At 38.4% G+C, this 22,308-nt stretch carries 27 protein-coding genes and 1 pseudogene; 7 read left to right on the plus strand and 21 right to left on the minus strand.

Annotated features, from left to right (window positions below; translation table 11 throughout):
* Positions 1-99 precede the first annotated feature (99 nt).
* Positions 100-1,506, minus strand: coding sequence for a dipeptidase PepV (pepV, locus tag AAG068_RS23555; protein ID WP_342716012.1), 1,407 nt, complete (start codon positions 1,504-1,506; stop codon positions 100-102).
* A gap of 357 nt (positions 1,507-1,863) precedes the next feature.
* Here pepV and AAG068_RS23560 point away from each other — a divergent pair, with 357 nt between their 5' ends.
* Entirely contained in the window at positions 1,864-2,085 is a 222-nt protein-coding gene (locus tag AAG068_RS23560) for a DeoR family transcriptional regulator (protein ID WP_000805512.1), read from the plus strand.
* Positions 2,086-2,166: 81 nt separating this feature from the next.
* On the opposite strand, the gene AAG068_RS23565 is transcribed toward AAG068_RS23560, so the two are convergent.
* Positions 2,167-2,895, minus strand: a complete 729-nt coding sequence (locus tag AAG068_RS23565) for a pseudouridine synthase (RefSeq protein WP_098669416.1) — start codon at positions 2,893-2,895, stop codon at positions 2,167-2,169.
* Positions 2,896-2,936: 41 nt separating this feature from the next.
* On the minus strand, positions 2,937-4,589 hold the full coding sequence (locus AAG068_RS23570) for a putative polysaccharide biosynthesis protein (RefSeq protein WP_306184678.1): 1,653 nt from the start codon (positions 4,587-4,589) through the stop codon (positions 2,937-2,939).
* Positions 4,590-4,843: 254 nt separating this feature from the next.
* Between AAG068_RS23570 and AAG068_RS23575 the strand changes: the two genes are divergently transcribed.
* Together AAG068_RS23575 and AAG068_RS23580 are read left to right on the plus strand one after the other, a co-directional pair.
* Positions 4,844-6,115, plus strand: coding sequence for an NAD(P)/FAD-dependent oxidoreductase (locus tag AAG068_RS23575; RefSeq protein ID WP_071756950.1), 1,272 nt, complete (start codon positions 4,844-4,846; stop codon positions 6,113-6,115).
* 175 nt (positions 6,116-6,290) lie between these two features.
* Positions 6,291-7,727 (plus strand): MDR family MFS transporter, encoded by a 1,437-nt coding sequence (locus AAG068_RS23580; RefSeq protein WP_342716016.1) that lies wholly within the window; start codon positions 6,291-6,293, stop codon positions 7,725-7,727.
* A gap of 32 nt (positions 7,728-7,759) precedes the next feature.
* Here AAG068_RS23580 and AAG068_RS23585 read toward each other — a convergent pair whose 3' ends face one another.
* Positions 7,760-8,083: an ArsR/SmtB family transcription factor gene (locus AAG068_RS23585; RefSeq protein ID WP_000098837.1), complete on the minus strand. Its 324-nt coding sequence runs from the start codon at positions 8,081-8,083 to the stop codon at positions 7,760-7,762.
* Positions 8,084-8,515: an SRPBCC family protein gene (locus AAG068_RS23590; protein ID WP_342716017.1), complete on the minus strand. Its 432-nt coding sequence runs from the start codon at positions 8,513-8,515 to the stop codon at positions 8,084-8,086.
* 425 nt (positions 8,516-8,940) lie between these two features.
* Between AAG068_RS23590 and AAG068_RS23595 the strand changes: the two genes are divergently transcribed.
* Positions 8,941-9,168 (plus strand): DUF3973 domain-containing protein, encoded by a 228-nt coding sequence (locus tag AAG068_RS23595; protein ID WP_342716018.1) that lies wholly within the window; start codon positions 8,941-8,943, stop codon positions 9,166-9,168.
* Between the two features lie 34 nt (positions 9,169-9,202).
* Here the strand turns inward: AAG068_RS23595 and AAG068_RS23600 are convergent, their stop codons facing one another.
* Both AAG068_RS23600 and AAG068_RS23605 read right to left on the minus strand, forming a co-directional pair.
* A complete protein-coding gene (locus tag AAG068_RS23600; protein ID WP_000621751.1) occupies positions 9,203-9,385 on the minus strand; it encodes a sporulation protein Cse60 in 183 nt (60 codons plus the stop codon).
* 1 nt (position 9,386) lies between these two features.
* Positions 9,387-9,623 (minus strand): DUF2553 family protein, encoded by a 237-nt coding sequence (locus AAG068_RS23605; protein ID WP_000533799.1) that lies wholly within the window; start codon positions 9,621-9,623, stop codon positions 9,387-9,389.
* Positions 9,624-9,878: 255 nt separating this feature from the next.
* Here AAG068_RS23605 and AAG068_RS23610 point away from each other — a divergent pair, with 255 nt between their 5' ends.
* Complete coding sequence (locus tag AAG068_RS23610) at positions 9,879-10,373, plus strand: CarD family transcriptional regulator (protein WP_098669411.1); 495 nt, start codon at positions 9,879-9,881, stop codon at positions 10,371-10,373.
* 70 nt (positions 10,374-10,443) lie between these two features.
* On the opposite strand, the gene AAG068_RS23615 is transcribed toward AAG068_RS23610, so the two are convergent.
* The 7 genes from AAG068_RS23615 to moeA all read right to left on the minus strand — a co-directional run bounded on the left by AAG068_RS23615 (position 10,444) and on the right by moeA (position 15,121).
* Entirely contained in the window at positions 10,444-11,229 is a 786-nt protein-coding gene (locus AAG068_RS23615; RefSeq protein WP_342716021.1) for a glucose 1-dehydrogenase, read from the minus strand.
* A gap of 13 nt (positions 11,230-11,242) precedes the next feature.
* Entirely contained in the window at positions 11,243-12,100 is an 858-nt protein-coding gene (glcU, locus tag AAG068_RS23620) for a glucose uptake protein GlcU (protein ID WP_342716022.1), read from the minus strand.
* A gap of 36 nt (positions 12,101-12,136) precedes the next feature.
* Positions 12,137-12,556, minus strand: a complete 420-nt coding sequence (locus AAG068_RS23625) for a DUF3888 domain-containing protein (protein ID WP_342716023.1) — start codon at positions 12,554-12,556, stop codon at positions 12,137-12,139.
* A gap of 93 nt (positions 12,557-12,649) precedes the next feature.
* Positions 12,650-12,883 (minus strand): molybdopterin converting factor subunit 1, encoded by a 234-nt coding sequence (gene moaD / locus AAG068_RS23630; RefSeq protein ID WP_098669407.1) that lies wholly within the window; start codon positions 12,881-12,883, stop codon positions 12,650-12,652.
* Between the two features lie 2 nt (positions 12,884-12,885).
* Positions 12,886-13,350, minus strand: coding sequence for a molybdopterin synthase catalytic subunit MoaE (moaE, locus tag AAG068_RS23635; RefSeq protein WP_342716024.1), 465 nt, complete (start codon positions 13,348-13,350; stop codon positions 12,886-12,888).
* On the minus strand, positions 13,347-13,862 hold the full coding sequence (gene mobB / locus AAG068_RS23640; protein ID WP_342716025.1) for a molybdopterin-guanine dinucleotide biosynthesis protein B: 516 nt from the start codon (positions 13,860-13,862) through the stop codon (positions 13,347-13,349). The genes moaE and mobB overlap by 4 nt, the downstream gene beginning before the upstream one ends.
* A complete protein-coding gene (gene moeA / locus AAG068_RS23645; RefSeq protein ID WP_342716026.1) occupies positions 13,832-15,121 on the minus strand; it encodes a molybdopterin molybdotransferase MoeA in 1,290 nt (429 codons plus the stop codon). The genes mobB and moeA overlap by 31 nt, the downstream gene beginning before the upstream one ends.
* Before the next feature lie 83 nt (positions 15,122-15,204).
* Here moeA and moaC point away from each other — a divergent pair, with 83 nt between their 5' ends.
* Positions 15,205-15,690, plus strand: coding sequence for a cyclic pyranopterin monophosphate synthase MoaC (gene moaC, locus AAG068_RS23650; RefSeq protein ID WP_061656289.1), 486 nt, complete (start codon positions 15,205-15,207; stop codon positions 15,688-15,690).
* A 36-nt stretch (positions 15,691-15,726) separates the two neighbouring features.
* On the opposite strand, the gene AAG068_RS23655 is transcribed toward moaC, so the two are convergent.
* The 6 genes and pseudogenes from AAG068_RS23655 to AAG068_RS23680 form a co-directional block, all read right to left on the minus strand.
* Positions 15,727-16,740 (minus strand): molybdopterin-synthase adenylyltransferase MoeB, encoded by a 1,014-nt coding sequence (locus AAG068_RS23655; RefSeq protein WP_342716027.1) that lies wholly within the window; start codon positions 16,738-16,740, stop codon positions 15,727-15,729.
* A 16-nt stretch (positions 16,741-16,756) separates the two neighbouring features.
* Entirely contained in the window at positions 16,757-17,770 is a 1,014-nt protein-coding gene (gene moaA, locus AAG068_RS23660) for a GTP 3',8-cyclase MoaA (RefSeq protein WP_342716028.1), read from the minus strand.
* Positions 17,771-17,943: 173 nt separating this feature from the next.
* Positions 17,944-18,948 (minus strand): annotated as a pseudogene (locus AAG068_RS23665) (BclA C-terminal domain-containing protein); the annotation flags it as partial.
* A gap of 824 nt (positions 18,949-19,772) precedes the next feature.
* On the minus strand, positions 19,773-20,096 hold the full coding sequence (locus AAG068_RS23670; RefSeq protein WP_342716029.1) for a hypothetical protein: 324 nt from the start codon (positions 20,094-20,096) through the stop codon (positions 19,773-19,775).
* A 20-nt stretch (positions 20,097-20,116) separates the two neighbouring features.
* On the minus strand, positions 20,117-20,341 hold the full coding sequence (locus AAG068_RS23675) for a spore germination protein (protein ID WP_000512463.1): 225 nt from the start codon (positions 20,339-20,341) through the stop codon (positions 20,117-20,119).
* 77 nt (positions 20,342-20,418) lie between these two features.
* The gene (locus AAG068_RS23680) at positions 20,419-20,724 is read right to left on the minus strand and encodes a rhodanese-like domain-containing protein (protein ID WP_342716030.1); all 306 of its coding nucleotides are present in this window, start codon (positions 20,722-20,724) and stop codon (positions 20,419-20,421) included.
* 200 nt (positions 20,725-20,924) lie between these two features.
* Here AAG068_RS23680 and AAG068_RS23685 point away from each other — a divergent pair, with 200 nt between their 5' ends.
* Positions 20,925-21,107, plus strand: a complete 183-nt coding sequence (locus AAG068_RS23685; protein ID WP_342716031.1) for a hypothetical protein — start codon at positions 20,925-20,927, stop codon at positions 21,105-21,107.
* A gap of 49 nt (positions 21,108-21,156) precedes the next feature.
* Here the strand turns inward: AAG068_RS23685 and AAG068_RS23690 are convergent, their stop codons facing one another.
* Positions 21,157-22,281, minus strand: a complete 1,125-nt coding sequence (locus AAG068_RS23690) for an alpha/beta fold hydrolase (protein WP_428845975.1) — start codon at positions 22,279-22,281, stop codon at positions 21,157-21,159.
* Positions 22,282-22,308 lie beyond the last annotated feature (27 nt).

The raw sequence follows: 22,308 nt of genomic DNA on the forward strand, positions 1-22,308 counted from the left end.
GCATTTCGACAAGGAATATCGGCTTAACAACAAACGGCACATAATAGAAAACCGTCCCAAAATATGTATCGGGACGGTCTTTTATTATTTATATCTCCATTACTTCGCTAATTCATGAATTGCTTGCGCGTAAATTGCTGTCGCTTTTAATAAGTCTTCAATTTCAATATATTCGTCCTTTTGATGCGCAAGTTCTTCTTTTCCAGGGAATAGCGGACCAAATGCTACACCAGCTTTTAATGAACGAGCGTAAGTGCCGCCGCCAATCGCTAATAGCTCTGCTTTTTCTCCTGTTTGTTCTTCGTATACGCGCTGCAACGTACGAATTAATACGTGGTCTTTATCAACGTGATGCGGACGAGAGTTTGAATAATCCGCTACTTCAAATCCATGAGTACTAACGTATTCTTTTAACTTCGCAATCATCTCTTCGAAGTTAGTCGTAACTGGATAACGTACGTTTAATCCTAAATTGCCACCATTTTCTTTCGTATAAGAAAGACGACCAACATTCACTGTTAACGGACCACTAACTTCATCTTTATAAGCAATAGTAGCCTTTTCACCATAAATATCACCAATAAATGTTTCTGTTGCAAATGTTGCAAAAGAAGCTCCCTTTCCATCAAGAGCGACTTTCGTTAAGAAGTTTGCTAGTAATAAACCTGCATTCTCACCCTTCTCCGGAGTAGATCCGTGAGCTGAAATCCCTTTAATTTGCAACGTCACCATATTACCTTCTACAATTGCTTCACCTATTTTTTTAGCAGTTTGTAAATACTCTTCATATGCTACTGTAAGTGCATTTACATCTTCTCCAGTAATAATCGCTTCTGCAAAATCAGGAACCATATTTAAACGGCGACCTGACTCAAACGAAACAAGTTCATATGTACCTTTTTTCTCTTCACTACCATTTTGCACAACTTGTATATCAGAAATACCTTTTTCTGCATTAATAATTGGAAAGTCCGCGTCTGGCGCAAAACCGATTGTTGGCATTTCTTCGTTTTTAAAGTAATGATCTACACATTTCCAATTACTTTCCTCATCTGTCCCTAAAATCATACGAACGCGTTTTGAAAGAGGTAAACCTAATTCTTTCACAATTTTCATCGCATAATAAGCTGCCATCGTTGGGCCTTTATCGTCAATTGCACCGCGTGCAAAAATCTTTCCATCGCGAATATCCGCACTATATGCAGGAGTCGTCCAGCCATCGCCTTCTGGTACAACGTCAACATGACAAAGAATACCTACTAATTCTTCTCCTTGCCCCATTTCAAGATGACCTGCATACCCTTCTAAATTTTTAGAAGCAAAACCTTCAGTTTCTCCTTTATGTAACATGAAAGATAAAGCTTTTTCTACACCTTCACCGAATGGTGCGCCCTCTTTCGCCGATTCTTCTTCCCATACACTTTTAATTTGTAAAAATTGTTGTGTATCACGAATTAAATCATCTTTTCGTTTCGCAACTTCTTCTGTCCAATTAATTGCTGACATCACGCATCCATCCTTCACTATATTGTTTCTTTCATCATAACAAACCGAAATCTCTTATGCCATACACGAAAACTAAATACCGAACAATTGTAATATTTCAGATATTTCTTATTAGTTTTTCTTTTATTTTTCTAAAAAAATTTGCAGGAATTTGGCGTTTTACGTAGAATTTTATGTGTTAGTTGACTGACCATATATACAATGTCAACTACCAATATTTTTCTATATGAATATTTGTTAAATTTCTGTAAAATTTAAGTAGATTAAAGCATGAATTTTATCATGTAGAGTACAATGGTAGTAACGACCTTCTTTCCTGAATGGGGTCAAAAAAACTAGTAGAGGAGTGGTTTTCTCTTGAAACCTACAACTACTCGTATGCTAACACGCATTAAATCAATTTATATGTACATCAATGAAAACGGAACGGTAACGACGAAAGACCTTGTAGATGAGTTCGGGATCACACCGCGAACGATACAACGTGATCTAAATGTGTTGCAGTTTAATGAACTCGTGTATAGCCCTTGCCGCGGTAAGTGGACAACAACAGGAAAGAAAGTGAGAATGACCTCATAACGAAAAATAATTGTATGTAAATAAATACATACCCCTTTCTAACTCATTAGAAAGGGGTCTTTTCTGCGCCTAAAAACAGCACTATTTTTCAGTATCTACTTGATATGTTTTTAACATCTCTACTTCTTCATCTGTTAGCTCTCGGTATTGTCCAAGTTCTAGCTCTTCATCTAATACCAACGGTCCCATCTCTGTTCTCTTTAGGTAGACTACTTTTTTCCCTACCGCTTCAAACATACGCTTCACTTGATGGAACTTTCCTTCTGTAATGACAAGCTCGATTTCAGAAATATCATCGCTTTTTAATATTGTAAGTGCACCTGGCTTTGTTTCATAGCCATCATCTAAAATAACACCTTTAGCAAACTCTTTTACATCCTCTTCTGTTACTACTCCTGCAACGTGTGCATAATATTTTTTCGGCACATGCTTTTTCGGAGATAACAATTGATGCGATAACTTCCCGTCATTTGTTATTAATAAGAAACCTTCCGTATCAATATCAAGTCTTCCAACTGGGAACGGATTAAAGATCGCATCTTCTAACTCTAATAAATCTATTACCGTTTCATGATTATCATCTTCTGTCGCTGAAATAACGCCTTGTGGCTTATGCATCATTAAATAAACAAACTCTTTATACTCCACAACTTCACCGTGAATCATAACTTCTTGTTCTTCTACATTTACATGAACCTTTGCATCTTTCACTGGCGTTCCATCAATTTTTACAACGCCGTCTTTCAATAATTTCTTTACTTCTTTTCTACTTCCATATCCCATATTTGCTAATAATTTATCTAATCTCACGTTTTTCACCTTCTTTGTTTATCATAGAAAAGGGGACGTAATTACGCCCCTTTTGATTTCAACTTTATTTTGAATCTATTGCCAAGTTTACGCTGGATTTTCTCTAACGCTTCTCCGCCAAATACTCTTTCAAGTACTCCTGTGCGAATTGCTAACAATCCGTAAACAAGACCACCAATACCTGCACAAATCACAACTGTAATAAGAGCGCCCATTCGGCTATCAGGCGAAATCATGAAGGATAAAATCCATTGTGATAATTTTACAGTAACGACCATTATAAATGTTAGTACTGCAATTTGGAATGTTCTCTTATATACAACACCGAATGAATAATTTGCGTATTTTTTAATTTGTTGGTTTGTGTACCAAACAGAAGCTAAGAAACCAACAGCTGTTGCTAAAATCGCCCCTACTGTACCGAAGTAACGAATAAAGATTACGTTACATACAAATTTCAAAATAACACCCATTATAAGCGCGATAATCGCATGCTTTTGTTGGTTAATACCTTGCAGAATTGCCGCTGTTACTGTAAATAAAGCAAATAACAACGCAACCGGTGCATACCACATTAATACTTGTCCACCTAGTGGATCTGAATCGTAAAACGCAGTATAAATTGGATAGGCAAGTGATGAAATACCGACAACTGCTGGCAATGTTAAGAACATATTTGCCTGGAATGTTTGTGTAATTTGTAACTTTAAATAACGGTATTGTTTTTCAGTAAATGATTTTGTAATCGCTGGTACAAGCGTTAAACTAAATGCTGTCGCAAGTGATACAGGAATCATAATTAATTTATGCGTCCACATTGTGAAAATACCGAGAGCTCGCTCTGCAATATCTCCTTGACCAATCGCTTGCATAATTGAGTTAAATGTCAATGTATCAATTTGTTGATATAAAGGAATTGTTAACCCAATTACAACGTAAGGAATCGCATATGCAAATAATTCTTTAAATAATTGAACAGTGCTCACTGTTGATTCAGGTGCAGTTTGTTCAATTAAATATTGATCCAAATGTTTTTTACGTTTTAACCAGTACCAAATTAAGACGCCGAGCGCTCCAACTGCTGAAACGAACGCTGCAAATGTCGCTACTCCTACCGCTGTTGCAACTGTACCGCCAAGTACTTTAATAACGATAAAACTACCCGCTAATAAAAAGACAATACGAATAATTTGTTCAATAATTTGTGAAACAGTAGTCGGCCCCATTGATTGGTGACCTTGGAAATAACCACGAATTAAACTCGCTGCCGGTACAACAATAAGTGCAAAACTTACAAGACGAATAATCGTCGTAACTTCTTCTACATTACTGTGTATACTTTGTTTACCGAGCATTGCTTCTGCAAACAGTGGCGCCGTCATGTATAGAACTAGGAACGAAAGAACTCCTGTTACTATCATCATAACCATTCCCGAGCGGAACATTCTCCGGCTCGTTTTATAATCGCCAAGTGCGTTATATTTGGAAACAAATTTGGAAACAGCGAGCGGCACCCCTGCCGTTGCAATACTTAAAAAGATCGTATATGGAATGTATCCATATGTATAGAGCGTTCCGCCTTCTGTCCCTACTAATGCATGAAACGGAAAGACGTAAATCATGCCTAAGAACTTTACTAAAAATGTCCCTAGCGTAACAATAAGTGTTCCGCGCAGAAATTTCGAATCGGACATACAAAAATCCTCCTACATCTACATAAAGTGAAACTTTAATGAATTGAACTATTCGAGCATTTGAGGACTATTAGACTTCCCCTAACTCTTAAGGTTTTAGTCTTATGGTTCACAAATAAAAGGATAGTGCTGAACTCTAACTTTTGTATTGTACCACAATTCTCCCTTTAAGCAGTACTTCACTCTATTTTTCTTTTAAGGGAAAACATGCTATTCTTTTAGGCAGGAAATGTAGAAAATGAGGTCGATATATTATGCATTATGATGTTATTGTCATCGGCGGTGGTCCTTCTGGGCTAATGGCTGCAATCGGTGCTGCAGAAGAAGGCGCAAATGTCTTACTTCTTGATAAAGGAAATAAATTAGGACGTAAACTTGCGATTTCGGGTGGCGGTCGCTGTAACGTAACGAACCGTCTACCACTTGATGAGATCGTTAAACATATACCAGGAAATGGCCGCTTCTTATACAGCGCTTTTTCTATTTTCAATAATGAAGATATTATTACATTCTTCGAAAATCTCGGTGTAAAACTGAAAGAAGAAGATCATGGACGCATGTTCCCTGTATCAAATAAAGCACAATCAGTAGTAGACGCACTTTTAACACGATTAAAAGACTTAGGTGTAAAAATCCGTACGAATACACCCGTTGAAACAATTGAATATGAGAACGGTCAAACGAAAGCAGTTGTACTACAAACTGGCGAAGTGTTAGAAACAAATCACGTCGTTATCGCTGTTGGCGGAAAATCTGTTCCTCAAACTGGATCTACTGGAGACGGATATGCTTGGGCTAAAAAAGCCGGGCATACAATTACAGAATTATTCCCAACAGAAGTACCAATCCTTTCAAACGAACCATTTATTCGTGATCGCTCCTTACAAGGTTTAGCTTTACGCGATGTAAACTTAAGCGTATTAAACCCGAAAGGAAAAGCTATCATTTCTCACAAAATGGACATGCTCTTCACTCATTTCGGCCTATCTGGTCCTGCTGCACTTCGCTGTAGTCAATTCGTCGTGAAAGCACTGAAAAAGTTTAAAACGAATACCATTCAAATGAGTATCGATGCATTGCCAGACGAAAATAGTGAACAACTATTCCAGCGCATGCTGAAACAAATGAAAGAAGATCCGAAAAAAGGAATTAAAAACGTTTTAAAAGGTTATGTACCTGAGCGTTACTTCCTATTCTTATTAGAAAAAAATGAAATTGATGGCAGCGAACAAGCTGGACAAGTTTCTCACGAAAAGATTCGTGCACTTGTGAAAGACTTTAAAGAATTTACTGTAAATGTAAATGGTACGCAGTCAATTGAAAAAGCATTCGTGACTGGCGGCGGTGTATCCGTTAAAGAAATTAATCCGAAAGAAATGTCTTCTAAATTCACGAACGGCTTATATTTCTGCGGGGAAGTTCTTGATATTCACGGTTATACTGGAGGCTATAATATTACATCTGCTCTTGTTACTGGTAGAATTGCCGGAACAACAGCTGGAGAAAACGCGAAAATGCAATATTAAACTGAGAAACAGGGATTCCTGTTTCTTTTTTTATAGGTACATAAAATTATATCGGCGATTCCACGACAAATATCCCCTCCCCTTAACTTCCCATTGCTTTTTTGTTGCTTTATATACCTTAGTACCTTTATATTTTATATTGTTGAATATTTGAAAAAGGGTAAGGGGAAAACATATGAGAAAAAAAGTCATGATGTCTTTAATGCTAATGACGTTTCTTTCTGCAGTAGAAGGAACGATTGTTAGTACAGCAATCCCTCGTATAACGAGTGATTTGTCAGGCGTCGAACTTGTTAGTTGGGTATATGCAATTTATATGCTTGCAACAGCTGTTTCGACTCCAATATACGGAAAGCTTGCTGATTTATTTGGCCGTAAAAAAGTTTTACTTATCGGAGCTACAATCTTTTTAGTCGGTTCTGCACTTTGCGGAGTCGTTACATCGATGGAACAATTAATTTTCTTCCGCGCTCTTCAAGGGATCGGTGCTGGTGCTGTTATGCCGATCACAATGACAATTATTGGAGACTTATATAGCGAAGCGAAAGATCGCGCGAAAGCACAGGGCTGGATGAGTGCCGTTTGGGGTGTATCTGGTGTTATCGGACCGTTAGTAGGTGGATTTTTAGTTGATTCCCTATCTTGGCGTTATATTTTCTTCTTAAACGTTCCATTCGGCATTATCGCTTGCTTAATGATTGCCATTTACTACAAAGAATCTATTAAGCCCGCTAAACACCATATCGACTATCTTGGTGCAACAGTCTTCTCATTAAGTACGATCGCTCTACTATACGCATTATTAACCGGTAGCAGTAAGCAAAACTGGGGAGACATAACAATTATCGGCCTATTAATCTTCGCCGTCGTTTCATTCATTATTTTCTTATTCATCGAGAAAAAATCTCCGGAACCATTAATTCCGCTAGCACTCTTCTCTAACCGTACATTATCTACGATAAACATATTAACGCTTATTGCTGGCGCAATGATTATTAGTATTACAATGTACCTTCCAATTTGGAGCCAAGGTGTATTAGGAAAAAATGCAACGGAAGCTGGACTTATTTTAATGCCAATCCCTGTTATGTGGACATTTGGTGCTATCTTCTCTGGTAACTTAGTAGGCAAATTAAAAACGAAACAAATCATTTTACTTGGAGCTAGCATTTTATCAGTCGCTACGTTCTTATTATTTACATTATCAACACATTCACCATCGTTCCTTATTTATGTAGCAGTCGGATTGTTCGGCTTAGGAATGGGGCTTGTGACACCGATTTACATGGTAACAATTCAAGCAGCCGTACCAGCTCATACACGCGGAACAGCCGTTGGTTTAAACACATTTATTAATACATTTAGTCAAACGTTAGGTGCTGCAATCTTTGGAACAATCTTCAATACGATGATTCACGCACGTGGCATTAAAAACCTTGATCTTGTATCTGGGGGACACGGCGGGGCTACAGCAAGTGTAGCAACTGAATCACAATCCGCATTAGCAGCAAGTGTACATATCATTTATATGAGCACTTTCGTATTAGCAGTATGTACATTAATTATCGCTTGGCTTTTATTAAAACCAGCTACACAAACAAATGAGCAATAATAAAGAGGATGACCATTTCGGTCATCCTCTTTTTACTCTTCATTCTCCACAATATGTTTCAGCATGGACAATTTATTATCCCAAAAACGTTCATAATACGAGAGCCACTGTTGTAATTCCTCTAATGGCTCTGGATGCAAGCGATATATTTTCTCTCTTCCGCTTTTTCTTCCACTTACTAAATTCGCTTCCGAAAGAATATGAAGGTGCTTTACAACCGCAGTACGACTCATCGGAAAATGATCCGTTATTTTGGAAATCGGTAACTCTTTATCACTTAATAACCGTATTACTTCTCGGCGGGTTGGATCAGCAATTGCTTGAAATACATCATATTTGGCTGCTGATGAGGACACTTAGCCTTCGACAACCTTTTTCAGTTTTTCGTTTACAATCGCTACCCAGCCACCGCTCATTCTGTCGCGAATAATAGAGCTCTTCGCATTCGCTTTCGGAAGAATTTCATCAGGATGTTTCCAGCCGCCGTGAATTAATGTAAATTCTGTTTTATTATCCCCTAGGTCTTTCAAATTAAATGAAACAACCCAGCCATCTGTATCCCATGAGAAAGATAGGTGGGTTGGCTCATCGATTTCTAGCACTTTACATGGTGATGGCCCAAATGGTGATTGCACATGAAATTCATGTCCTACCTCTAATACAAAATCATTTGGCATAAACCATGAAGCAATCCCTTCTGCAGTTGATACTACATTCCATACTTTTTGAATAGACGCGTTAAAAACGATCGTTTGTTTAATATCAGTTAATGTATTTTGTTGTTCCATTTTCATTCTCCTTTATTCGGCAATCAAATATAACACCTTTTGGTTTCATTTAGATAATATAACACCTTTTAGTTTCATGTCAACACTAATTCTTTTTTACTGTTGAGAAATTCTCAACATTTTTTCAACAGGACAAACACCCTCTCAGCATTTCTTCATAATATACTCACAAAGGCAACAAAAAATAAAAACTTCTCTCAACATGAAACTCCATCATTCATCTTGAAAGAAGCGCCTTACGTATATCATGCGTATTTCGTCTCTCCTCCTTCCCTCAGAGACACTACGCGTGACATGAAAAATCAGAAGGAATATGCCCACCATTTGAGTAGGTAGTTATTTCTCTTCTCCTCAACATTTCCTTAGGAGCGAAATGACTACCGACTCACTTTTTTTCAAACAAAAATAAAAAGGGGATGAAAGCTATGTTCTATTGCATTAACTGCTCTGATATTCACCATGAAAAACATCCAAATGATAAAGTATTCAAAAACGGTTTTTATATTGATCCATTTTTAGGTGAGCGTTATCACCTCGGTATGTGTAAAGATGCCCAAAATCATGAGACAGGGGAGCCTCTTTTAACGACGAAGAAATTAGGCACAACCCAATCTATTATGAATGTATTACCGACACACGTTGTCCCAATATAAAACATAAAAAAGAGCTGGATGACCCAGCTCTTTTTTATGCTTTATAAACGATCATTGCTGAAAAACAATAAATTTGGTTTTCGTCATCGTTAATGGAAACGCCGACTTGGTACTTAATGTCTACAAAGTTACTATCATCAATCTTTTTCAAAAAAACATTTACAGCGTCTTCTAAGTCTTTTTCGTGACTTTCATCAAATACTTTTACACGAATCATGTTAACACCATCCTAGATCGCAGCCCTCCGCCGCTTGATTATTGCCACGGTGCGTATCTATGATGCGATAAAATTTTCCGTCTTCATATATATATCCGTCTTCTAACACATATTCTTTACCTTCAGTATAGACATAAAACTTACCTATCATAAATTTACTCGTATATAATTCCAAATAATCTGGCCTAAATTTAGCTACAACTTTATTTGTAATATCAATTTTTATTGTGCGCCCCACCTTCTCTCCCTCCTTTGCAAAGAACGGATTTAGGTATATTGTATTAGCGATTTTACATTTTATGCTTAAAAATAAGTGGATATGCCTTCCTTCCTCACCTGTACTATTTTTCTAAAAAAGTCATACATAAGTAAGAGCAAAAAAATACAAATAAAAAAGACCTTTTACTTATTGACTATAATATTAACATTATGGTATTATATAAAATTTGACATTTTTATATACTTATGATATCATTAAAGATGGTTACCACATATGGAGGTGGATGATTTGTTTCAAATTGGTGATAAAATCGTTTATCCAATGAACGGCGCAGGAGTCATCGAAGCCATTGAAGAGAAAGAAATATTAGGAACAATACGTCAATATTGTGTGATACGCATCATTAGTAAAGATATGCAAGTAATGCTTCCTATGGATCAATTACAAAAATCAGGTATTCGTTATATCGTAGATAAAGGTACGTTAGATGATATACTTCTTGAATTTCAAAACGGGGAATCAGATACATCACTTTCCTGGAAACAAAGATATACAATGAATATGGAAAAAATGAAAAACGGCAATCTGCAAGATAGCGCAGAAGTTGTTCGGGATTTACTTCGCCGTAATAAAGAGAGAGCTTTAAATGCGAGCGAAAAACAAATGCTAGATAATGCCCGAAAAATGATGATTAGCGAAGTTGCACTCGTGCAAAATGTTTCTGAACATCAAGCAACAGAATTTCTTCAAGATACAATGAATCACTAAATTTAAAATAGCTGGCGCTATTTTTTTTGCAAAAAAAGGACAAAGAGATTTATCTCTTTGTCCTTTTCTATTACCCACGCCCTGCTTGGAACGATGGATATAACGTCATTCCACCGTCTGCAAATAGCGTAATTCCAGTTACGTAACTTGCCTCTGCGGAAGCGAGCCACGTTGCGACTGCTGCAATTTCTTCCGGTTTACCGATGTAGCCCATCGGTATCATACTTTCTACGTCAGCACGTTTTTTAGGGTCAGCAAACTTCTCTGCATTAATTGGCGTATTTATTGCACCCGGTCCAATATTATTTACGCGAATGCCTTTTGGTGCGTATTCTAGCGCTAACGTTTCCGTCATCAATTTAATACCGCCTTTACTCGCCGCATAGTGTACAAATAGTGGCCACGGAATTTTCTCGTGAACACTCGACATATTAATGACAGACCCTTTAATATCGTTCTCTACAAAATATTTAATCGCTTCTCTACTTCCTAAAAAAGCACCTGTTAAATTTGTATTGATTACTTTATTCCAGTCTTCAAGCGGCATTTCATGCGATGGTACTGCATTTTCTATCCCTGCATTATTAATCATAACGTCGAGCGTACCAAATTCTTTCACAGCAGACTGAATAAGGTTCACAACATCAGACTCAACCGTCACATCACCTTTTACAGCAATCGCTTCTCCGCCTACTTTTTTAATTTCTTCTAATACATCATGCGCTTCTGACTCTCGTGAGCGATAGTTAATCACTACTTTCGCTTTCTCCTTAGCAAACCTTACCCCCATCGCTCTCCCAAGACCAGTTGCTGATCCTGTAATAACGACTACTTTTCCTACTAAATCACTATACATTCCCATACCTCCTTTAACTTTTTGCAATACCTAACATAATTCCGGCTGCGATAATAAAAACGATACCGATAACAATACCTGTTAATTGGCGTTTCGTTTTTCTTTCACCTAATATAAGAATCCCGCCAAGCGTTGAAATAATAATTCCCATTTGTGATAGCGAAAAACTTGTTGCTACTCCAACACGCGGTTGCGAAATGAATAGAAACATATTTCCAGCTGCCCAAATTAATCCTGGAATAATATTTCGTATTGCATATTTATTAAATGGATGATGTTTAAACGTAAGCAAAATGCCCCCTAACACCATACCAACCGCTTGTGGCAATAAAGCTGACCAACCATCTACGTTAAATAGTCGAATCACTACTACGTAAACTAAATAACCTACTGTTGAAATCAATAAAATGATAATGCCCTTTTTAAAATTTCCCGCTTGCTCTGCATTCTTTTCTTCTTCACTTTGAAGCGATGTTAAAATAACACCGATAATAATACAAACGAGCGCCAAAACGCCAAGGACGACTGATATTGTCGTGGACCACTCATGAAATATGATGACTCCGAATAAAGTCGTCGCAACTAATTGAAGTCCTGTTGAAATGGGCATCGTTCTCGAAACGCCCATTAAATCAATACTTTTTAATTGATTCGCCTGACCAAGCGCCCAAAATAAACCTGACACAATTCCAACCCCAATAACAGTAGGAGTTAATACTGGCTTCATAAAAATATAAACAACAATCGAAAAAATAAGTGCACCAAACGTTGTACCGAGCGTTTGACTATACGGTCCTCCGCCTAGTTTTACGTTAAACAGCACAATACTTCCCCAAAATATAGCCGGTAAAATCGCTAAAATTATGTCCATCGCTCATTACCTTTCTTTATTAAATGTTATAAGTTATCACTCTGAATCATTAGAGTGAGCTTTTATTTTTTCTCTTTCTCGTTCACAAACTTTGTCTGCACTAGAATTAGAAACATTCTTTTCTCTCTCCACTTTCTTTATCTTTACGTGATCTAAATGATCTTCCAAAGTAAGTGTAACTTTATCATTCGGCGGATTATGTGCACCTTGGAACGTAAGAAATTGTAACGTAATTTCAAATCTAGGAACGAACTCACCGTTCTTGCCGAGACGCTTTATATTTACAACTGAAGTACATTCATATTGATCTTCTGTTACTTGTCTAATAACTGAATAGTACCTATTCGATAATGCACTCTCTAAAAGCTGTTCCCTCGATTCTTTCGCGAAAGAATCACTTGGAGAAGAGAAAAAGACCGAACCTAGCATAATAATAACTACACATATTTTTTTCATAGTACCCTCCTTGTTCTATACGTTAGTGTTCGCAAAACTGCCATAAAAAAACGACTTCCCCCATATAGGAAAGTCGTTTTAATGAATCCAATATTAACCACCGCTCACCGGTGGGATTAGTGCAACAACATCACCAGATTGGACCCTGTCATCTTCATTTGCATATTCTTCATTAATCGCAACCATAATTGGTGCTGCCACTGGTACATTATATTCTTTAGCAACAACATCTTTTAACTCTGCAACCGTAATATTTTCTTTCTCTATTTGTAACTCACTTGTTCCAGCTTCCTCTTGCAAGTGTGCAAATAACAATACTCGAATCATACTTATAGCTCCTTCCCAGGCTCTCCCGCCGGATATGGCGTTTTTTCTAGTTGATCACCAATCCAAGAGTCTCCATCTTCCCAAAACTCCTTTTTCCAAATCGGAACAATTTGTTTTATGCGTTCCATAATATATTCATTCGCTTCATAAGCCGCTTTACGGTGCGGCGTTGAAACAGCAACCACAACCGCAATATCAGAAATTTGTAGTGTACCAATGCGATGTGTAATCGCAACGTATGTGCCTGGCCACTTCTCTTTCACTTCTGAACCAATTTTCTCTAGCATCTTTTCTGCCATCGTTTTGTAAGCGGCGTATTCTAAGTATAATGTACGACGCCCTTTCGTAAACTCTCTAACCGTTCCAATAAATGTTGTAACAGCACCGCATTCACGGCGAATAACATTCTTCGCTACCTCTTCAATTGAGATTTCTGTATCAACTACTTCATAATACGTATTTGTCATTTCGTACTCCTTACCGTTTGTACAAACCAATCTATATACAACTCTTCTTCTGTTATATGAAATACTTTATATTCTTCTCGTAAGTTTGCCGGGACATCATGCCACGCAATAACCGCTACTATATTTTCTACTTTATGTAAAAGTTCCACGTCTTCCAGAGAACGAAGTAACACTACTTTCGGATAGCTCTCTTTTTTATAGCCCTCTATTAAAATTGTATCCACTTCAAAAAACTCATATAAGCGAATAATTTCTTGCAAGGACCATTCCTCTCTTAATGACGAAAGGGCAAGTAATCCAGCGCCTTCTACACTACTGACAACAGCACCAGCCTTTCGATGCCTTTCACTATCTTTTTGTGCTACTTCTGGAAAACCTCCGTGCCCGTGATGTTTAATGGTAGCAACTTTCATTTTCTGCTCAGCTAACGTATGCACGATTTTCTCCACAAGTGTTGTTTTTCCGCTATTTTGATATCCTACTATTTGTAAGATTGAAGGGGCTTTGCCCATGGCCAATCACATCCCTCGGCGTGCTCTAGCAATAATACAGATACTTTCATCCCTGCCTCAAATCCTCTCGTTCCTCCAGGCAGCACAATAAAGGCATTCGCATCAGCAAGTGAAGATACCGCACTCGATTTATCTAAACCGACCGGCATCGCTTGTAATGCTCCGTCCATAATTTTCACCTTCGCTCTTACAAAACGAGTAAACGGATTTGGCTTTGGAAAGTCTTTTTGTAAAATAGCATCTGCTCTATATACGTGAGGCTCCTTTGCATACAAATATGTTTTTATAATCGGATGCACAAATAGCTCAAATCCTACGTAACAAGCTGACGGATTCCCCGATAAACCGAAAAGTAACTTTCCGTCAACTTCAGCTACTGTCGTTACACTTCCTGGTCTCATCGCTATTTTATTAAAGAGTACATTCGCTTGTAATCTTTCATAAATAGCCGGCAAGTAGTCATAATCCCCTACCGACACACCGCCTGTCGTAATTAAAATATCAACCTCATTTATCGCTGATTGAACAGCTGCAAAGCATGCATCTAACTCATCGGCAAGTTGGCCATAATAACGAACTTTCCCTCCGGCTTTCATAATTTGAGCGGCAATCATATATGAGTTACTATTTCTAATTTTCCCCGGCTGTAACGACTCATGTACTTCTAACAGTTCACTTCCTGTCGTCACAATACCAACAACAGGCTGCTTTACAACCTTCACAGTACTATATCCAAACGTCGCTAATAAAGCTGCAACACCTGGATTAATTGCAACACCTTTCTGAACGAGAACTTGATTTTGCTTTATATCTTCTCCTTTAAATGACACATTGTCACCACTATGAAAAGGACGCTTTAACTTCATATATGTTTTTCCGTTCTTCTCAAAACCTTCCGTCAACTCTAACATTACGACTGCATTACAATCATCTGGAATAGCTGCTCCTGTCATAATACGAACCGCCTGAAAAGATCCTACTTCTCCTGTAAAAACAGATCCTGCTCCGATTTCTCCTATTACTTCAAACTCAATCGCATTCTCTTGATTTGCTTCTTTCGTATCTTCTGCTCGAATTGCGAAACCATCGTAAGGAGAACGATCGAAATGAGGAACGTCATGATCAGAGATAACATCCTCCCCAAGAATTCTCCCGTAACTTTCCGTAATAGAAACCTCTTCTACTTCACCATTTTTTGCATATTCTATTACGCTCTCTACTGCCTCAGCAACTTGAATCGGAATTCGTTTTTCTACCATCGTTTCTCACCCCATATTTGCATTTTTTTTTATCTCGATTAAACTTTATATATTAAATAGAAGTTACTTCAAGGAGGAATTCCATGTCTTCATTCACACACTTTAATGACCAAGGACGCGCGAAGATGGTTGATATAAGCGACAAAAAAGCAACCGTTCGAACAGCAATTGCGTGCTCTAGCATTGTCGTTACAAAAGAAATTTACGATAAAATCTCTCACAATGAAATCGGGAAAGGTGACGTACTAGCAGTTGCACAAATCGCAGGTATTATGGCTGCGAAACGCACTTCTGATATTATCCCAATGTGCCATCCTTTATTATTAAAAGGTGTTGACGTTTCTTTCGATTGGAAACAATCCGGTGAACAATATCGATTACTTATTGAAGTAAAAGTTAAAACAGAAGGTAGCACCGGTGTTGAAATGGAAGCTTTAACAGCTGCTTCCGCTACCGCTCTTACCGTGTACGATATGTGTAAAGCTGTTGATAAAGGTATGATTATTGGCGAAACATACTTACTTGAAAAAACAGGTGGAAAAAGTGGAGATTATACGCGAAAAGCTTAATCTTCTCTCTGTTGAACCTAAAGGGCTTCTTTAGGTTCAACCTATATATCTTGCATATAAACGTCTTGCTACATTAATATCATTCGTCCCATGAATAAACGCCCTGCCATCTGTAAATAAAACAAAACGAAATTCCTCTACTGGAAAGGATAATAAATACGGAGTAGCTTTTACATCCACACTTCTTTGTAAGCGCTTTTTAATTTCCTCTAAATGAAATTCATTCCGCATACCTGGCCGGATTTGCACTGTATTTCGGCCACATAATACTTCTGTTTTCGTTTGTGCCTCAAATGTTAAACTCGGATATGTACGTAATCTTCCGCAAGATAAACACGTTTCTTTTTTCTGCCTATTCACTTTAAATGCCATCTGTTGATTATTCCAAAGGTCAAATGATAACATCGTTTCGCGAAGTGCCCCATAGTCTTCTACTAATATTTTCAGCGCTTCTGTTATTTGATGCGCCACAACTAATTGTACTGCCGGCTGTATAATACCAGCTGTATCACATGTTGCCCCGCTCGCCGGATGTTCCATTAAACAGCGGAAACATGGTGTTTTTCCTGGTAAAATTGTATACGTTACTCCGTAGCTTCCAACGCAACCACCATATATCCACGGAATATTATACTTTTGCGAAATATCATTAATAAGAAGACGCGTTTCAAAATTATCTGTTGCATCTAATATTAAATCTACATCCTTCACTAGCTCTTCCATTTCTTGCACTGTTACATCAGTCACAACCGGATTTATTTCCACCTCAGAATTAATTGCTTTTAAATGCTCTGCCGCTGCTACCGCCTTCGGTTTATACTGCTTTGCGTCTTCTTCTGTATATAGCTGTTGCCTTTGTAAATTGCTCCATTCTACATAATCACGATCCGCAATTGTTATTTTTCCAACACCTGCTCTAACAATCGCTTCTGCATTTGCCGCACCAAGAGCACCAGCACCAATAATAAGTACATGCTTCTCTCTAATTTTTCTCTGCCCTTCTTCTCCAACACCAGCAAATAATATTTGCCTTGAATATCGCTCCTGCATACGATAGCCCCCTTTCTTATCCTCCTATATAAGACATTTCAATTTTCGGACGATTTTTTGCACTTTCTTCTGTCCGTTCATCCGAATACCTATCTTTTCTATTCATCCATGCATCTTGTATAACACGTAATAACTCATCATCCGAAAGCTCTCCTCTAAGAAGTTCCCTTATATCGAGTCCTTCTGTCGCAAATAAGCAAGTATAAAACTTTCCATCTGCCGAAATTCTCGCTCTCGTACAAGAAGAACAAAATGACTCAGAAACAGAAGTAATAAAACCGACTTCGGTATTTGTTCCAACGTAACGATATCGCTTTGCAACTTCACCGAAATAATTCGCTTCAGCTGGCTCAAGCGGATACACATTATGAATCATTTCAATTAACTCTCGCTTCGTAACAACTTGATCAAAGTTCCACCCATTTGTACTACCAACATCCATAAACTCAATAAACCTAAGTGTGATTCCTTGCTCTTTAAAATATGCAGCCATCGGAAGTACTTGATGATCGTTCATCCCTTTTTTCACAACCATGTTTACCTTTACATCAAGTCCGGCCTCTTTTGCAGCCATAATTCCCTTTATAACAGGTTTCGTATTAATATTTCGGCCATTAATAGCCTTAAATAAATCGTCATCTATTGCATCTAAACTAACATTTACTCTATGTAATCCAGCTTCTTTTAATACTTTTGCTTGCTTCGTTAAATGAATCGCATTGGTCGTTAACCCTATATCTAACAGCCCGTCAATTTTCACGAGACGTGCAATAAGTTTTGTTAAATCTTTACGAAGTAGTGGCTCTCCACCAGTAAGTCTAATTTTTCGTACACCAATGCTAACACATATTTTTGCCAATCGCTCAATTTCATCAAACGTCAGTAAAAACTCATCTTTCAAAAAAGCATAATCTGGCCCAAACACTTCCGCTGGCATACAATATGTACATCTAAAATTGCAACGATCAATCACAGATATACGTAAATCTTGAAGCGGGCGTCCAAAAAAATCTGTAACCATCTCCTGCATCGCCACCCTCCCTTTCTGCCAAATTTCTCTCTTTTCATTCTATTATAATATATTTTCGAACTGCGATGTTTTTGCTCAAGTGAATAAAGTAAAACTTTCCTAATCAATGAGACTACATACAAATAAGGAGATAAAAAACCTTGAAGCATAGAAGCCCCAAGGTTTTCTTCCTATTAACTTAATCTAATAATAGTTAAAGTAGCTCCTGGCGTTGTGGTAGATAATGTAGCTATTGCAACTAATCCAAATAACTGCAAACTAATAGCGGCTCCAGCAGGTAAATTAGTAATTATTGTCGCATTAAATGAACCTGTAGCTACCGCTGGTGAATTTATCGTTCCTGCAAGCGGACTACCATTTACAGTTATACGAGAACTTACAAGTAAAGAGGCTGTTAAATTTATTGTATAAGCTATATAGTAATTCCCCGCATTCGCAACTGTAAATACAGTATTTCCTCCGCTAACAGTAATTCCTGGACCAATATTTTGATTGTTCGGTAATGGTACATTCGTACCACCTAATAAAACGGAAATAGCTGTTCCTGATGTATTATTCGCAAATGCATACGTTGCAGTTGTACTAACTCCTGTTGTTCCCGTACTTCCCGTGGCTCCGGTACTTCCTGTTGGACCCGTGACTCCCGTATCTCCCGTGGACCCGGTACTTCCCGTTGGGCCGGTTACTCCCGTTGCTCCTGTATTTCCGGTTGGTCCTGTGCTTCCTGTCGGGCCGGTTACTCCCGTTGCCCCTGTATTTCCTGTTACTCCCGTGCTTCCCGTTGGACCCGTACTTCCGGTTGAACCCGTCACTCCCGTTGCTCCCGTACTTCCCGTTGGTCCTGTGCTTCCTGTCGATCCCGTACTTCCCGTTGGACCCGTGACTCCCGTTGCTCCCGTACTTCCCGTTGGACCGGTATCTCCCGTCGCTCCCGTATTTCCGGTTGATCCTGTGCTTCCTGTCGGGCCGGTTACTCCCGTTGCCCCTGTATTTCCTGTTGGTCCTGTGCTTCCTGTCGATCCCGTATTTCCGGTTGGACCCGTATCTCCCGTTGAGCCTGTATTCCCGGTTGCTCCCGTACTTCCGGTTGAACCCGTATCTCCCGTGGCTCCGGTTACTCCCGTACTTCCAATGGCTCCCGCATTTCCTGTTGGTCCTGTACTTCCGGTTGAACCCGTACCTCCTGTGGCTCCGGTACTCCCCGTTGGACCCGTACTTCCAGTGACTCCCGTATTTCCTGTTGGTCCTGTACTTCCAGTGGCTCCTGTATTTCCTGTTGAACCGGTATCTCCCGTGGGACCCGTACTTCCGGTGGGACCCGTACCTCCTGTGGCTCCTGTATTTCCGGTGGGATCTGTTACTCCTGTGGCTCCCGTATTTCCTGTTGGTCCTGTACTTCCGGTTGGGCCGGTGACTCCTGTGGCTCCCGTGACTCCCGTACTTCCCGTTGTCCCTGTCATTCCAGTCGGTACTGGAGGGAAAGTAGGGCCGACAAGATCTGGGGATAACTTAAAATTAGAATTTATCAACCTCTGTATTTTTTGATTTTCATCATTTCCTTCCACTACTTCCACCACCTCCCCCAAAATACAACTACAAAATATATTTCATATAAAGTGAAACTTTACTCAACTCTCACCAATTGGGCTTTTACGGGCAGCTCGCCCCCGACTTCTTTACTTTCGCTGAATTTTGAGGTGGGGCCTTACTGCCCGTTAATGCGGAATAAAAACTCACCTTCTATTTGAATTGTATTTTTCAAAAAGGCCTCCAATACTACTTTTCAAACAATTACTCCTATTTTTATGCTACATAAACTCTTCTTATAAAGTGAAACTTTAATCAATTGGGGTTTTGTTCATCTCCCACTGATTATCAGCTCTCACCAATCGGGCTTTTACGGGCAGCCCGACCCCCACCTAACTTCTTTGCTTCCGCTGAATTTTGAGGTGAGGGTCTTACTGCCCGTTAATGCAGGATAAATAAAAACTCCCCTATGATTTTAGGGGAGTCCAGCAATTGAATCCATATTATCTGTATTAGGGACAGCTTGTGCTATACTCGATGCATTTACACTTTGCCCCGTATTTGTTCCTGTTACAGTACTAGCAGGAGTACCTCGTGTATATGTTGTCGTCACCGAATCACCTGGCTGTAAACAAAGCTTCGTCTCCGTTCCTATTACTGTAACAACGTCAATCCAAGTGCACCCCATTGAACCACTATACGATTTCGTGGCAGTAAATGAAGTATCACTCAAATTATCACCAGTAAATATATTTCCAGTGTTATTTACAATAACAAACTCTTTTATATGAGCAGGCATAATTACACTCTACCTTTCCTCTATGAACCTAATGTACGTGTACTCGTTGCTAATGGTGGAAGAAACACTGATGTCCGAATTACCGCTTCCGGCTGTCTTTTCCCATTTAAAAAAATAGCTGCACTCGATCCTCCAGCACCTGCATATACTTTCGCTACAGCTAAAGGTGAGATATCATAACAATCACCGACATTAACAGCTCCTGTATTATTAATAATTTTTACTTTACGCAAGTTAATCCCCATTTCCCTATCCCCCTTTTGTACACTGTATGCAAAAGAAAAAAACTTGAAACAAACACGTTTCAAGTTTTTTAAGCTACTTATTTCGTTTCTCCCTCATATTGAAGCATACCGCCAACCATGTTCACTGTTTTAAATCCTTGCTCATTTAAATAATGACATACATTTTCACTGCGCATTCCCGAGCGACAAATAAAGATATATTCATTTTCTTTATCAAAGAAATCTACTTTATTTGGGATATCGCCCATTTTAATATGTACAGCTTCTGGAATTTTCCCTGCCACTACTTCTTCATCTTCCCTTACGTCTACTAGAAATAATGTTTCTCCATTCTCTAAACGTTCTTGCACTTCTTCTGTAGTAATTGTTTTAACTTCTGTCATATGTCGTTCCTCCTTATATACAATAAAGCCTTTAGTTTCTTCTTTTAAATAATCATTTCTAATCAATTTTAGCATGCGAAAGAAAGAACGCAAAGAATGCAAAATTTATTTCTCAATTTTCTCGCAAAACTTATTCTTTACAAACATAACTCGTGCATTGTATCCTCAATATACTTGTTTTATGAAAGGAGTCAATGAAAATGACACTTTTTCTTTTCATTATGAGCATCATTTTCTTAATCGCCGCAATTATTGCACTTAGTATGAAAAATAATAAAAAGATAAAATCACCGCAAGAAATGTCATTCTTATTTCTATTACTTAGTATCGCATTCTTCGGTATAGCAATTGCCACATATATTTTCCGTCTACAAATCATGTAAAAAAAGGTGCCTACTACATACATTGCACCTTTTTCACATCATTTATTTCCTACACAAAACTGGACACTCTCCGATTTAAAAATTCATATACTTTCTTTTCAAATAAATGAGTATCAAATGCTCCCGCCATATGCCCATTTATACTTTCTATCTCATACACTTCCGCATACTTCCCTTGTTTTTGCAATATGTCTACCATTTTATAATTATAACGTGACGGCTGAAGCAAATCTTGTTTACACGGAATCATAAGTACATTTGCTTCTATTTTAGAAAGGGCCTCTTCTAAAGATGAAAATCCATGTGCAATATCATGTAATAAAACTGCTTTCGCAGTGTACATCCATGAATTTGCATCTACTAAATCTATACTCCCATATGTCACTTTATTGATTTCTTTCTCAAATGATGTTAATGCAGCAAATGTTTTATAAGATTCTTTCTCTATACTATTACGAGGGAATGTCGTTTCATAAAAATGCTCATCAAACGCGTTCATAAACATCATTCTATTCGCCAGATGAAGTCCCTTCGTTGGCTGCTCCTCCCCATATTTTCCGCCCTTCCAACTTGGATCTAGTTGAATAGCCTCAATTGCATTTTGCGCTACATTTACCGACGTAATAATTGGATTTTGCGGATTCGTAATAACCCCAATCATCCGCTCTACCATATGAGGATAATGAATAGCCCATTGTTGCGCAATCATCCCGCCAGCTGACGGTCCCATTACAGCATGTAGCCTTGCGATTCCCATATCTTTTATTAACTCATATTGCATACGAGCTACATCAAGAAATGTAAAAACCGGAAAGTCCATCGCATATTCATCTCCAGTTTTCGGGTTAATCGATTTCGGTCCCGTTGTAATTACATAAGGGTTCTTCACCTGCACATTACAAAGATTATCAGTGCATATAACGAAGTATTTATTTGTATCAATTGCTTTTTCCGGTCCAATTAAGCCATCCCACCAGCCAGACTCCTCATCATGCGCTATATATTTTCCTGCCGCGTGACTAGTTGCACTAAAGTAATGACAAACCAAAATCGCATTTGACCTCTCTCTATTTAAAGTACCGTACGTCTCATACCCCATTTGAACAGGAATTTCCCTACCATTTTGAAATGTAAACTCTCTTAAAACAAACTTCTCTTTTTTCACAAATTGCACAGACTCGCCCTCTTCCTGACATAGTAT

Origin of the sequence: Bacillus paramycoides, assembly GCF_038971285.1 — a bacterium.
In the GTDB taxonomy this organism is placed as follows: Bacteria; Bacillota; Bacilli; order Bacillales; family Bacillaceae_G; genus Bacillus_A.

What these genes read in the sequence shown, in the direction of transcription:
- moaD (WP_098669407.1), bottom strand. Translation starts at nt 12,883, where the DNA reads ATGATTCGAGTATTGTTATTTGCACACTTGCAAGAGGAAGCTGGAACA.
- AAG068_RS23685 (WP_342716031.1), top strand. Translation starts at nt 20,925, where the DNA reads ATGACACTTTTTCTTTTCATTATGAGCATCATTTTCTTAATCGCCGCA.
- AAG068_RS23580 (WP_342716016.1), top strand. Translation starts at nt 6,291, where the DNA reads ATGAGAAAAAAAGTCATGATGTCTTTAATGCTAATGACGTTTCTTTCT.
- AAG068_RS23670 (WP_342716029.1), bottom strand. Translation starts at nt 20,096, where the DNA reads ATGCCTGCTCATATAAAAGAGTTTGTTATTGTAAATAACACTGGAAAT.
- AAG068_RS23595 (WP_342716018.1), top strand. Translation starts at nt 8,941, where the DNA reads ATGTTCTATTGCATTAACTGCTCTGATATTCACCATGAAAAACATCCA.
- moaC (WP_061656289.1), top strand. Translation starts at nt 15,205, where the DNA reads ATGTCTTCATTCACACACTTTAATGACCAAGGACGCGCGAAGATGGTT.
- moeA (WP_342716026.1), bottom strand. Translation starts at nt 15,121, where the DNA reads ATGGTAGAAAAACGAATTCCGATTCAAGTTGCTGAGGCAGTAGAGAGC.
- AAG068_RS23615 (WP_342716021.1), bottom strand. Translation starts at nt 11,229, where the DNA reads ATGTATAGTGATTTAGTAGGAAAAGTAGTCGTTATTACAGGATCAGCA.
- moaE (WP_342716024.1), bottom strand. Translation starts at nt 13,350, where the DNA reads ATGACAAATACGTATTATGAAGTAGTTGATACAGAAATCTCAATTGAA.
- glcU (WP_342716022.1), bottom strand. Translation starts at nt 12,100, where the DNA reads ATGGACATAATTTTAGCGATTTTACCGGCTATATTTTGGGGAAGTATT.
- AAG068_RS23570 (WP_306184678.1), bottom strand. Translation starts at nt 4,589, where the DNA reads ATGTCCGATTCGAAATTTCTGCGCGGAACACTTATTGTTACGCTAGGG.
- pepV (WP_342716012.1), bottom strand. Translation starts at nt 1,506, where the DNA reads ATGTCAGCAATTAATTGGACAGAAGAAGTTGCGAAACGAAAAGATGAT.
- AAG068_RS23675 (WP_000512463.1), bottom strand. Translation starts at nt 20,341, where the DNA reads ATGGGGATTAACTTGCGTAAAGTAAAAATTATTAATAATACAGGAGCT.
- AAG068_RS23625 (WP_342716023.1), bottom strand. Translation starts at nt 12,556, where the DNA reads ATGAAAAAAATATGTGTAGTTATTATTATGCTAGGTTCGGTCTTTTTC.
- moaA (WP_342716028.1), bottom strand. Translation starts at nt 17,770, where the DNA reads ATGCAGGAGATGGTTACAGATTTTTTTGGACGCCCGCTTCAAGATTTA.
- AAG068_RS23590 (WP_342716017.1), bottom strand. Translation starts at nt 8,515, where the DNA reads ATGGAACAACAAAATACATTAACTGATATTAAACAAACGATCGTTTTT.
- AAG068_RS23575 (WP_071756950.1), top strand. Translation starts at nt 4,844, where the DNA reads ATGCATTATGATGTTATTGTCATCGGCGGTGGTCCTTCTGGGCTAATG.
- AAG068_RS23655 (WP_342716027.1), bottom strand. Translation starts at nt 16,740, where the DNA reads ATGCAGGAGCGATATTCAAGGCAAATATTATTTGCTGGTGTTGGAGAA.
- AAG068_RS23680 (WP_342716030.1), bottom strand. Translation starts at nt 20,724, where the DNA reads ATGACAGAAGTTAAAACAATTACTACAGAAGAAGTGCAAGAACGTTTA.
- AAG068_RS23600 (WP_000621751.1), bottom strand. Translation starts at nt 9,385, where the DNA reads ATGATTCGTGTAAAAGTATTTGATGAAAGTCACGAAAAAGACTTAGAA.
- mobB (WP_342716025.1), bottom strand. Translation starts at nt 13,862, where the DNA reads ATGGGCAAAGCCCCTTCAATCTTACAAATAGTAGGATATCAAAATAGC.
- AAG068_RS23610 (WP_098669411.1), top strand. Translation starts at nt 9,879, where the DNA reads ATGGAGGTGGATGATTTGTTTCAAATTGGTGATAAAATCGTTTATCCA.